The sequence below is a fragment of the Pseudochryseolinea flava genome (genome assembly GCF_003286915.1).
Lineage (GTDB): Bacteria > Bacteroidota > Bacteroidia > Cytophagales > Cyclobacteriaceae > Ohtaekwangia > Ohtaekwangia flava.
The window spans coordinates 180,213-193,272 of record NZ_QMFY01000007.1 but is presented as its reverse complement, the minus strand read 5'-3'; the positions used below and the strand labels follow the sequence as shown (position 1 = coordinate 193,272).

Here is a 13,060-nt window from a genome sequence, read left to right as displayed (position 1 = left end):
AGATTTCGAGAAAGGAAATCTTGTTATTCGTCGCGAAGGGATTTTGCTGGATTGACAACCGCAGCTTTTATTGATTCATAACTCACCGTGAGCCATGCTACGAGTAAAGCGGCTACAAACGCCGTAGCAAATACGGCCCAATGAATTTCAACATGAAATACAAAAGTTTCCAACCAACTATTCATGCCATACCACGATAGCGGCGCAGCAATCATCATGGCCACTACTACTGGGACTGTAAATGTTTTCGATAGTAAAAACACAACATGGGTTACCGAAGCGCCAAGCACTTTCCTCACGCCAATCTCTTTGGTACGACGCTCTGCGAGGAAAGCAGATAGTCCATAAAGTCCTAAGCATGAAATAAAAATTGCTAATCCTGCAAAAATTGTAAAGAGGTTGCTCAGCCGCTGTTCAGCCTGATACATGTTGTTCAAATCTTGATCAATAAAACCATATGCAAATGGATACTCTGGATTGAGTGTGGTGCTGATTTCTTCAAGCGCTTTGATCGTCTCCGCAGTCTTCGTCGGCTTAGCTCTCACTACTGCAATCTCTCCCCATGTATTCAATCGAATAATGAGCGGCTCGATGTCATGCTGTACCGGCTTAAAATTGAAATCTTTGACAACGCCTACAATCACCCCTTTTCTTCCCCACATCGTGAGACTTTTTCCTACTGCCGTTGACGGTTCCATGTTCATTGTCTTCAAAGCTTTTTCATTTACCACGTAGTTTGTGCTATCTGCTTTGAACTCTTTCGAAAAGCCACGTCCGTACAAAGGCTCCATGCGGAATGCTTCCATAAAGTTTTCATCGACTGCGATGTTGGCGAACAATGGTTGAATTGAGGGGGACTTACCATCCCAGTCTACGCCAATCGTGGCGTTGGTGAGATTGGTAGGAAGCGAAGAGATAAAACTAAAGTCTCGCGTCAACTCATTCTTTTCTAATTCAGATCGCCATGCGCTGTATTTTTTCCACATCTCTCCAGTCATATTCACGTATATCAGATTCTCTTTATCATATCCAAGATTTCGGTCGCGAATGAATTGCAATTGTTGGAAGATCACCGTGGTTCCGATCATCAACGCGATTGAAACGGCGAATTGGATTACAACCATGGTATTTCTGAAAACGCTGCTCCCGGCTCCTGATTTTAAGTTCCCCTTCAATACTTTTGCTGGAACAAAACCAGAAAGGAAAAGCGCAGGATAACTTCCGGCGAGAAGACCGGTGACTATCGTAATTACGACTATCCCGATAACGAGTTTGCTACTGAGCAAATCAATACTTAATGATTTTCCTGAGAGATCATTGAAGAAAGGTAAGGCGGCGATCACAAGAAGCATTCCGATGATGAGCGCCATGGTTGCAATAATCGACGACTCCGCAAGAAACTGGCGAATCAGTTGAAAACGCACTGCGCCCGCAACCTTCCGAAGTCCTACCTCCTTTGCCCGTCGCGCCGATCGCGCTGTAGCCAAGTTCATGAAGTTGATACAGGCTACGCCAAGTACAAAAATCCCCACGACAATGAAGATGTACACATATTGAATGTTCCCTTCTCCAGGGAGGTCTGCAAAAAGATTCGAGTGAAGGTGAATGTCCGTTAGCGGTTGAAGCCTAAACTCGACTTTTAAATTAGGTTCATTGGCTTTGTAAATGGCTTTGAACTTTGCGTTAAGCGTATCCAGTGCTGCTGGTGTTGCTTCAAAGTGTTCATCAAGCTCAACGTAAGTATAGAAGTTGAAATTATCCCAAACATTCTCTTTCAAGTCACGATTGGTTCGCGCCAGGTAGGCCATGGGTTGTAAGAAATCGAATTGGAAGTGGGAGTTCGTTGGCACGTCTTCTATCACCGCGCTTATATTCACATCATCTTTATGATTTTTCTTAATCGTCTTCCCAACCGGATCGTCATTGCCAAAATATTTCTTAGCCATCGATTCAGTTATAACGATGTTATCAGGTTGGAGTAATGCTGTTTTAATGTCTCCTGACTTTACTTTGAATGTGAAAAAATCGAAGAAATTGGAGTCCACGTAAAAGATGCGCTTCTCTTCGAACATGTTATCGCCCACTTGCATGAGATCATAATTATTCGCGCTAAATCGCATTGTACTTTTAACTGCTGGTATCTCTGCTTTGACCGCTGGACCAATCGGCGCTGAAGATATCGCCGCCTTTAAGTCAAGTTCCGGTAGTGCTGATGTCACGCGATAGAGCCTATCTTTCTTCTCATGAAAGGTATCATACCCCAATTCATCTTGCACCCATAGCATGATGAGGATTGTACACGCCATACCGATGGCAAGTCCAAAGATGTTTATAAAAGAGAATGCTTTGTGGCGAAGAAGATTTCTGAACGCGATCTTGATGTAATTACGCAGCATGGACTTAGGTTTTTATACGAAGAATTTTCGGCTCAATTGAGTAACGTGTCCCTAAGACGCCAATAGTATGCCATTGGTTGCACCTGCGTTTTTAGAAGAAAATCCCAATAATATTTTCCGAGACGATCAAATAATGAACTTTGAGTGTCCGAAGACGGACAAAAGAATCATAAAAGTATCTGAGCGGTCAACCTATATCGCTCGTGAATGAAACTGGTTTCGTTGTCGGTGTTTCGCGCGTGCACGAAACCTTTACAGAAATGTTTTCTCCAAAAAGGTCTTCAAGTGTTGCCCTGATTTTTTCGCTCATCCTTTCATCCAACGTCGAACACCATCCTTTGAATGTTACATGCTTATCGATCTGTTGATGTATGGAGAAACCCACGAGTGGGAAATCTGTCATGGCGCGAGAGATATCGATATTGTTTATGAAGGATCCATCGCTGCGATAATACGCAATGGGAAGACGAGCTTCTAAATCCACGAGATATGGAGTGCCGTTGTCAATGGTCATCGAACAGAAATCGCCTGTACGATATCTAATCAAAGGCAGGAAAGGATTGTTGCCCCCCGTAATCACAAGTTCACCTCTTTCACCTGGCGGCATCAAAACATCCTCTTGCGGATGAAAAATTTCAAAATAAAGTTCCGGACGAATCGCCCGGTGTCGACCATCTCCATCCGCCACAGCCACCATCCTACACTCTGTCAGCGAATATATGTCTAAGACAGGGCAGTCGAAATACGATTCAAGTTTTTGCCGAAGGTCATTTGTCAACTTCATCGCCGATGATACCATTGCTTTCGGTCTAATGTTAGGTTGCAACGCCAATAATGAGTTGAACGCAAATGGATCGCCTGTGAGAACTTCTGGATTATACTTTTCAAGGAAATCCCTGCGATCATCATCACGTTTCCATTCGCTGGGATTCAAGTTGATTTTAAGCACACCGGCTCCATCCAAATATGTACTTAATGATGCATACGTGATTGTCGTTTGTTGATCGCAAATCAACGCTATGGCTACATGCCGGTTGCTGCGCGATAATCGGATGCCTAATGGTTGCAGCAATGATTCCAATTGAGGAATCCAACACGCTTGTGATATCGGGTCAAATACTACATCCATTGCAGCGCCAGTCGTACCTGACGTCTGATACACTAACAAATCTTTGAGATCGCAATCGGCCGAGACAAACTGCCAAGGACTATCATGAATGTCGCGCCTTCTGATCGTTGGGTGTGACGTTAACACATTGGATCGATTTGTATAAAATGGAACTGTGCTCGTACACCAGTTTAAATATTCTGACATCCATGATGGTTGAGAATCCGTATTCCAGAATTGCTTCGTTTTAATTTTCGACGCGTACGACTTCACATGCGCTAGCTGCTCGGACCTTAGCCGATCTCCAGATTGAAAATTGAATTTTGGCGCCGTGTCGTCCTGTTGCATTTGCTTTAAATAGAACAGATCATTGATGAGCGGGAAACGCTCTTCATCGGTTAGCGCCACTGTCGGTTTCTTACTCGCGTCCATAAACGTTTGCAGCTTCGCGTGCCTTTTTTTCCGCCATTGCTTGGCGAATCGCTTTCATTCGAAGAAGTGGTGCATTTGTTTCTTCCAATATCTTCAACCGCTTAATCGTACTCAGTGCGTCGAGTCGATCTTGTGCTTCATCTTCGCTTTCTCCATCGATCAGTACATGACAACTTCTAAGCGCTTCTCTCACAAACTCTTCTGTTCTATCTTCGTCATCTAACCAGGTTTCCGCTTTAACATGTTTACTGAGCAATGGTAACCGTTCGAATAAAAAGCTGGTGATGCCGTCTTGTAGATTATTGTCATGAAAAAGTGGTTGATCAAAGAACCAAGTAGCCACACGAATTGCACGGTATTCATTTTCTGAGACGTTTAATTGCGAAAGTAAAGCCTTGAGATCTTTATCATCTTCGAAATCGTTAAACAATTTTCTGAATAGATCGGCGATCAGCGCCTTCGTAATCATTTTGGATAGATTCTCCTTGACGTCTAAAAAATCAGACGGGCAATTCTTCAAATGATGAAGTAGTGCAAACAATTCTTTCTGCTTCTTCATGATTATCTTCTTTTGTGATAATTCTTCTTAGAAAACTCACGTGCAAAATCAAGCATCGACGACTCATCCGTAACATAATGAATATGCCATCCCATATCACGCAATAGTTTTACACCAGGCTTGTTCCAATCTGGCCGCGAATGCAATACCATTGTTCCAGTACCACCCGCATGTTGTAGTGCAGTTTCCGCAATTGCCCAGTGATTAGCTTCCTTTGCATTGAGCATATGAAAGATATCATCATCGGTTACAATAACAACGTGCGACTTCTTTTTCAACGGCGCGTGAAACGGCGTATTCAATCGTGGGATACCATACGAATATCCGGTACCCAAGTATGATGTCAAGATTGTAAGTAAGTCCACTTCTTTTGTGACGAAGCCTTTCGTTTCCATAAAGCTTCCAGGTTCGCCCGACAAACATCCCATTACTTTGGCACCTGCCCGCAATGCAGAAAGTCCGATTACCGTTGCAGCCAATACAGGCCATGAAAAAGAAACTCTTGGGTTGGACATCGAGCCCGAGCAATCAATACCAATGTATACGTCCAATGGTTTCATGCTTTGATCGCTATCGGTATCTTCTCCATAAAGACGCTTGCGCGTGCTATAACCCGGGACAATATGTGGTGAAGCTATTGCTGATTCAAGCCAATCAATTTCTTCAATCGCATCGCCAGATTCCCATACGTCGGTACCTTCCGGAATCATTATACCTGTCGACTTGGTGACCTCGACTGGAAAACGAATAAGATGCGGCGACGCTATTTCTCGATAGTATTGATTGATCAACGCTTGCTCATCAACATTCGGATTGACTTGCTTCAGTAAATCAATGTAAACACCGGGTTGAAGATATCGTTGTTTAGGCCCTGTTCCCCCTCTATCTGTTTTTCCAAACGACGCAGAGATGTCAATAGTTTTTTTGTTCTTAGGTTGCTTATCACCTGTTGCTTCTGTTCGTGGATCAATTGCACCTTCTATTCCTTCTAGATCAAGTTCAACCAGCCCGGAAATCATTCCGCCGCCCTCTCCTGCTTTTTCGGTGTCCAGGTATACCGCCATACTCGCCATTCCTTTTTTGAAGGCTTCTTCTTCTACCAAATAAGGATACATCAACGCAGCGAATCGACCACCACCATCGATCCAACGTTTAGCATAACTTCTCACCAACGATGCCATCAGTGAAGCGTCAACATCGATCTTGTCATTGTGAAGTAATAAATCTGTTGCGAGAGAACCACGCTTTAGCTTCCATAAAAATTCGTACGTTCTCATGATCAATGTCCACAGGGGTGAGAATGGTACATCCTTGTTTATTTTTTGATAAACAATAGCCATGTCTAGATCTTTCGACCGATGAAGAATGTCGTTGATGATCAAGTCCTCATAAATATTTGCTACAAATGCAGCCTTATCCTCCATGTCTGCAAGCGACCATCGAATTCGTCCAAGAAGCACTGCGTTATCTCTGAGATTTGCAGGTGTGTAAATGTGATGTCCGATCTCGTGAGCCAATACCTGTACGGCTTCATCACCGACGCCGTAATTTTTTACTTTCTCTAAGTCAATCACAATGCGATGATCTGTAAGACGAATCATTGCGAAACTTCCAGTCAACCCTTCTTTTCTTGCCGCTTCAGAAGTAAGACACCACACCGGTTCTCTTAACATTAAAAACGCACTCCACACCGATCGCGCAGAAATCCACGCTTCTCGCCATTGCGATCTCAATGTTTCGGTACTTACGTTAATTTTGCCATCCATAGATGTAAAGAAAAAAAGAGCTTTCCCTTGAAATTACCAGTGTGTTGTGTGTGAGCACTGCTGAGGTGATGTCATCGAATGGAACAATTGATTTTCCATAACGTGATCGAAAATCATTCAAGACTTTTGTTGTTGCCAATTGTGCAGCGTCTTTCGCAAGAAAGGGTGTTCCCTGAACGAGTATTGATCCGAAACCATCCGCAAACAATACGGAAGCGTCCTCATTGTCTGAGGCTACAATTTCTGAATCTATCGCTGAAACTTTCGGTGGACAATGAAATGTTCCACCATTTCCAACGAAGCCTCCAACCTTTCCAACAAATGCCGGGGTATGCGATAACCATTGTTTGGTTGCAATCTGTTGCAAGAACGGCCCGCGGTTATTCACGACTTCTTTCAGCGAAAATGATAATGACTGCAGATCTTCTAAAGACCGTTTCCTCAGTTGTGCTAGCCCCACCGACCATGCGCTGATTCGTCCACATTTCAAGAAATCGTCAAGCGTTAGACATTGTGGTAATGATTTGCTCACCATGTCAATCCACATCATCGTCTTCGTCGGCTGGTATTTTCGAACTGTAGTGAGTGCCGAATTTAATGCAGCCATTATTTCTGTGCACGAGTGCCGCACGAGGTTCGGGTTCTTCTTGAGCATCAGCCACGCATATCGATACTCAGATTCAAACGTAATCGCCAGTTGATTCCCTAGCAATGAAAGCAGCGCATCATACATTGGATTAAAAACTTTCCCTACATCTTCTTCTTTACTTGCTGTCGCCGACACTATTGGTTCAATCACTTGAACGATCCACATTGCAATGAGCGCCGAATCAATGGTGCCATGCCGTAACTCGTACTCGCGATACCGCTGATTATAATAGTCACCTTTTATCTGCAGGTGTTCAATTAAAGGACCATAGCTTATTTTTTCCATTGCAGCCAGCGCCTGTAGTTAGTGTATCGTTGATACAGATACTTCAATTTTAAAATATCATCAGCTCTAAATCCATATAGTTTCTTGTCTTGCGACCACGTGTAAAGCTGTTTCTCTATTTCTAATAATCTTTTCTCGATATCACGTAATGAAATATTCTCAAGTCCTTTTTTAAACTCTGCTTCAAATTTTTCGACAGGGTCGTCATGGTCCAGATTTTGACTGAGGTATTCCTCACATGATAGATCAAATAATTTTCTAATCCAGATAATACGGTCAACGCGATATTTTTCATTTCCGGGTTGATCAAAGAATGGAGATTCCAAATGTTGGGTGAAGGAATCATGCAACACGAAAGGCATAATCTGCCGGATGTCTTCAAGTTCAACGGCACGATTACCACGGAAGTAGGCCAATGCTTTAGAAAAAATGAGAAGCGTTTGAATCTTCCTTACGGAGATTCCATTGATGGTTTGGGAGCCAAGATCTTTCACATGATCTTTGCCGTTATCTTGGCTGAACAACGTGTGGAAATCGACGCCTGATAATTTGGCGGTATCCTTGGTCATGTATTCGATACGATCGGATGCAGGTTCGAAGAATTCAAAATTTCTACAAAAGAATTCTATTCGCTTACGCAGCGCACTGGGAATTTCTATTTCACGAATTTGTTTTGAAACCGTATCCAATTCTTCTTCAGAAAAAATGATCTCTTCTGGGATCATCGATTCCGGTTTAAAATTCAGTTCAATTCGCTTTTGAAGATCTTCGATAAAGCGTGTATTGAAATGAAAGGCACGTATAACAATATCTATCCGATCTTTTAAAGCTTCGATAATTTGATAAGTACCTCCGCCCGCATCATCATTCGCCGTAAGATACCACGACGACGGCGGGCATTCATAGATCTGATCAAAGATCTCAGCATAATTGTCAGCGAGTACGGTTAGTAACGCAGATTGCGTGCGCGTAGGGATACGGTTGTACTCATCGATAATTTTAACGCGCATGCTCAACCATTTTCGCCAAGCGATACGGATGTCTGAAGTTTTTTCTGCTTTCACCATATCGGCAGGAAGCGGATGCCCGAGAAGATCACTTATTGTCATCTGTGGCTGTCCATGTTGAATGGCACGTAGCACGTCGGTCTTCGAGTACCCAGCAAGTAATCCTAGCAATACAGCCGTCGCTGTCTTTCCACGACCAGGCCCTCCGACGATCAAACATTTACCCCGAACAACTAGATTGAGTAATGGGATCAGAACAAAGCTTGAATAACTCTGTCCATTCGGCAATGTCAGTTTCACTTTACTATCGCCAAATACAAATTGTTTCCCATCACCGTCATCGTATTCAATATCGTAGTATGGACTGATAATTGCCGTGTTGGTAATCCAAAAGTATGCTTGTCTTAATTTTTCATCATAAGCGACGGTTCCTTGATCGGCTTTTTGTTCATCACTGCCATAGAGGTCATGAACATCAAATTTTACTTTACTCGGTTCCGAGTGCGGATTAGTAGGCGCTTGTGGTACCTTTTGAAAAAATCCCTTCGCTTTATCAAACAGTTCACTCATGGTATGAATATCTTTTGCAGGTTCGCTAATTCTAATGCTACTTTTCTAATGCGTTCTTCTACGCTTCCACTCAATAATTTAAAAGGAATATTTCGTTTTTCAAGATCTGTGATAATCTCTTCTTGAAATTGTTTCCGATTAACATCACCAGAACGATCCCAAGTGTCGTCATAAGGAATATCAACATCACAAAGAAACACGCAGTGATATCGCTTTTCAGCTACTTTAGCTAAGTCAGCAAGTTCAGGCAACGCATAGCGATGGTAGTAATTTGAGAACATGAAGGTTGTAATGGCATTTGTGTCTGTAAAAAGATATCGGTCGGCTTTCAACAGTTTTTCGTTTTCCCTTTCAATATGTCCATGCGCTAAATCGACGAGCTGTGTTGCTGATAGTCTTCTGTCGACGTTATATAACTCCCAATATTCACGACCATATTCAGGCATAAAGGATGTTTGAAAATGTTTGGCACATGCTTCTGCGATTGTTGATTTTCCCGTAGAAGGTGCTCCCAGAAAGACTACATTGGTAATCAGACTCCGATATACCAATGGGTCGAGAAAAGACTTGTTTGCAAATGTATTGTTGCGGATCGCTGTTGCTGAGATCGGAATGTTTACGCGCGCTGTGTCGACAATTCTGTTGACGGCTTTCAGTGCAGCGCTCATGTGTTCACCATAGGGTTCGCTGCTGTAAAAGTGAGAGATGTTGGTGCCATTCAGCAACGCCAGGATATAGGTCTCGTGCATCTTTTTGATTCGCTCCGTATAGCCAACTTCAGTCGGCCCGTCCGGCGCTTCTATTACTTTTACAGAAGGATATAGCGATTTAATCCATTGTGCTCTGGAGTGTAGTGGTACCGTTGTAATTTCTTTCGCTTCATAGATGATAACTAACACTTCGTCCATTTCTTGCAGTGCCGTCTCAATCATATATTGATGACCACGATGAAGCGGAGCAAATTTCCCCAATGTGAGCCCAACCTTTTTCATAGCTTGCAATAATAAGCATTTGGCTCTGTTCTAAACGCCCTTTTGCCATTACTATTCGCTGAATCTTTGTTGCGAATGACTATCTGAAATTTCTTCCGTCTGGAAATATCTTTCCCTGGATGATTTCACTTTCGGCTGTGGGTTTTGTTAGAAACGGTGATGATGTTTCATCGGCGCGTGATTTTGGAGCGGTCGGTATTTCTCCTTGCGTGGATGTAAGTTGCTGCAGCAGCTTGGATACGTTGTAACATCGCTTTACAACGACGTGGATCACCTCTCCCTCCTTCTGTACTTGACCTTCGACCATCAATAGTTTGGACTGAATAATTTCCTTCCTGTATTTGTCGAATAAATTTTTGAATACGACAAGGTTTGCTGTTCCTGTTTCATCTTCAATGGTAATAAAACAAATACCACTCGCAGTTCCTGGACGCTGACGAACGAGAATTAACCCGGCTACCTTTACCTGGTCGCCATCCTTTGTTTGTTCTAGTTTGGAAGCTGGGGTTATGCGAAGTCTTTCTAAATCTTTTCGCACAAAACTGACAGGATGCGCTTTTAACGAGAGCGATGTGGTAGCATAATCATAGACAACGTGTTCGGACAATGTCATTTTAGGAAGCGTAATTTTGTCTTCAACAATATCACTTGTATGTTGATCCCGATAGATCGCGAGTGGTTTGTCTTTAGTAGAGACCTCCCATAACGCTTCGCGTCGGTCGTGCTTGATGGATCTAAAGGCATCTGCATCTGCCAAATTTTCTAGCAATGTTTCAGAAAGACCAATTGCCTGCAATTCATGAATCGTTTGATAGCCCTCTCCTCTTTTTTCCAGCAGTATCTTGATGTCGTCTTCACGTAAACCTTTCACCTGCCGAAACCCTAGTCGAAGCGCGCAATATTTATTTGTTTTTTCTTCAAGCACATTATCCCATGATGAATGATTGATATCAACTGGCCTTACGATAACATCGTGTTTTTGAGCATCAATGATTATTTGCGCAGGTTGATAGAATCCCATGGGCATACTATTCAGTAAAGCACAAGCAAATACATCCGGATGATAACATTTGAGCCATGATGAAACATAAACGAGCAATGCGAAACTGACCGCATGACTTTCAGGGAACCCATAGCTACCAAAACCCTCAAGCTGGCGAAATACCCGGCGTGCATACTCTTCGGTATATCCTTTGGTCATCATGCCATCGATAAGCTTCTTTTCAAAGAACGACACCTTTCCCTTGGCTTTAAAAGTAGCCATACTTCTCCTGAGCTCATCGGCTTCAGCGGGAGAAAACCCAGCAGCGACGATGGCAATTTTCATTGCCTGCTCCTGAAACAACGGTACGCCTAGTGTTCTTTTTAAAATATCTTCAAGTTCTTTAGACGGATATTCGATAGGTTCCTCACCGTTTCTTCGTCGTAAATATGGATGAACCATATCGCCTTGAATAGGTCCTGGTCGAACGATGGCAACTTCAATCACAAGATCGTAGAAACATTTCGGCCGTAATCTTGGTAACATCGATTGCTGAGCGCGACTTTCGATTTGAAAAACACCAATAGTATCGGCATGACTAATCATTTCATAAACTTCCTCTTGGTCTTGTGGTATATTGGCAAGGGTGAGTTGAAGTCCGTAGTGTTTTTCGGCAAGGTCGAAGGCTTTACGGATACACGTAAGCATGCCCAAGGCAAGGATGTCGATTTTCAGAAAACCAAGTGCCTCGATGTCGTCCTTATTCCATTCAATACAAGTTCGATCTTTCATTCGGGCATTGAGTACTGGACAAAGATCAGAGAGCAGCCCATCTGTAATGACAAAGCCCCCAGTATGTTGTCCAAGTTGCCGGGGAAATCCAATGAATTGGTGTGTAAGCTGAAGTACTTTGTGAATGGTAGGATCATCCGGATTAATTCCCTGGCTTAGAATTCTTCTTCGATCGAATCCGTCATCAGCGAAATCCCAAATCAGTCCGGACAAACGATTAATGATATCTACTGAAAGCCCCATGGCTTTACCGACATCGCGAATAGCCCCCTTGTGATGTTGCTGTGTTACAGTGGCAACGATAGCGGCACGTTCGCGTCCGTATTTTTGATACACATATTGCATCACCTCTTCTCGGCGTTCATGTTCAAAGTCTACATCAATGTCGGGTGGTTCATTTCTTGCCGAAGAAATAAAACGTTCAAAAAGTAATTCGAACTTTGAAGGATCTACGGAGGTGATACCTAAACAATAACAAACAGTTGAGTTGGCAGCAGATCCCCTACCTTGATAAAGAATTTTTTTACTTTTTGCATAGGTAACAATATCGTGAACGGTGAGGAAATACTCCGCATAGTTCACTTGAGCGATGAACTTTAATTCGTATTCAATAGTATCTTTTATTTTTTGAGGTATCTCGGTTCCAAATATCTCATGTGCACCAACCCACGTCAAATAGACAAGCTGTTCTTGTGGTGTTTTGCCAGAGTCATTAACTTCTTTGGGATAACAGTACTTTAATTCTTGAAGAGAAAATGTGCATGCATCAGCAATAATTTGTGTATTGATAATAGCATCAGGATATTGGCGAAACAAGCGATGCATTTCTTCCATGGGCTTTAAGAATCTTTCTGCATTAGCATGCAATCTAAAGCCAGCGTTGTGTATCGTGCATTTTTCGCGTACACACGTTACTATATCTTGTAACTCGCGGCGCGCTGTATTATGGTAATGCACATCATTTGTCGCGACAACAGGAATTTTAAATTCCTTTGATATCTGATGAATACGATGAAGTATTTTTGCATCAATTCCATCGTAAGTTTTAGTCGCTGCGATATAAAGATTTTGAGATAATACACGTCGGTATTCTTGGATTTCGTTCTTAAAAGAATCTTCGAAATCAAAATTCTTATTTAAGGATGAAGGAGGAATGATGATACATATTAAACCTTTTGCGTGCTGATATAGATCTTCCTTATAAAGGATGCATTGTCCTTTTTCCGCTCGGCTATTTCCCAACGTAAGCAGTGCGGAGAGTCGTGCGTAAGCATGGATATCAGTAGGATAACAAAGTACACTTGATCCATCGAGAAAATCGACACGACAAGCGGGTATAATTCTGATTCCTAATTTTTTTGCAGCGACATGCGCTCGAACAATCCCAGCCAAACTGTTTCGATCGGTAATGGCAATGGCATCGTATCCTAACTGCACGGCATGCTCCACCAGTTCTTCCGGATGCGATGCTCCACGAAGAAAAGAAAAGTTTGTCGTTACTTGAAGTTCAGTGTACTTCATT

Annotated in this window: 8 protein-coding genes; all 8 read right to left on the bottom strand. The window is 42.7% G+C overall.

The window, feature by feature from the left end:
* Positions 1 to 23 precede the first annotated feature (23 nt).
* Positions 24 to 2,396 carry an ABC transporter permease gene (locus DQQ10_RS15025; protein WP_112747708.1) on the bottom strand — a complete coding sequence of 791 codons (2,373 nt, stop codon included), beginning with the start codon at positions 2,394 to 2,396 and terminating at the stop codon, positions 24 to 26.
* A gap of 187 nt (positions 2,397 to 2,583) precedes the next feature.
* On the bottom strand, positions 2,584 to 3,936 hold the full coding sequence (locus tag DQQ10_RS15020) for an AMP-binding protein (protein ID WP_112747707.1): 1,353 nt from the start codon (positions 3,934 to 3,936) through the stop codon (positions 2,584 to 2,586).
* Positions 3,923 to 4,495 (bottom strand): hypothetical protein, encoded by a 573-nt coding sequence (locus DQQ10_RS15015; RefSeq protein ID WP_112747706.1) that lies wholly within the window; start codon positions 4,493 to 4,495, stop codon positions 3,923 to 3,925. Before DQQ10_RS15015 ends, DQQ10_RS15020 begins: the two co-directional genes overlap by 14 nt.
* A gap of 2 nt (positions 4,496 to 4,497) precedes the next feature.
* Positions 4,498 to 6,261, bottom strand: coding sequence for a DUF58 domain-containing protein (locus DQQ10_RS15010; protein WP_112747705.1), 1,764 nt, complete (start codon positions 6,259 to 6,261; stop codon positions 4,498 to 4,500).
* Complete coding sequence (locus DQQ10_RS15005) at positions 6,245 to 7,195, bottom strand: hypothetical protein (protein WP_112747704.1); 951 nt, start codon at positions 7,193 to 7,195, stop codon at positions 6,245 to 6,247. Before DQQ10_RS15005 ends, DQQ10_RS15010 begins: the two co-directional genes overlap by 17 nt.
* Positions 7,183 to 8,772: an AAA family ATPase gene (locus DQQ10_RS15000; protein WP_112747703.1), complete on the bottom strand. Its 1,590-nt coding sequence runs from the start codon at positions 8,770 to 8,772 to the stop codon at positions 7,183 to 7,185. The genes DQQ10_RS15005 and DQQ10_RS15000 overlap by 13 nt, the downstream gene beginning before the upstream one ends.
* The gene (locus DQQ10_RS14995) at positions 8,769 to 9,764 is read right to left on the bottom strand and encodes an AAA family ATPase (RefSeq protein WP_112747702.1); all 996 of its coding nucleotides are present in this window, start codon (positions 9,762 to 9,764) and stop codon (positions 8,769 to 8,771) included. Before DQQ10_RS14995 ends, DQQ10_RS15000 begins: the two co-directional genes overlap by 4 nt.
* Before the next feature lie 79 nt (positions 9,765 to 9,843).
* The gene (locus tag DQQ10_RS14990; RefSeq protein WP_112747701.1) at positions 9,844 to 13,059 is read right to left on the bottom strand and encodes an error-prone DNA polymerase; all 3,216 of its coding nucleotides are present in this window, start codon (positions 13,057 to 13,059) and stop codon (positions 9,844 to 9,846) included.
* Position 13,060: the final 1 nt, after the last annotated feature.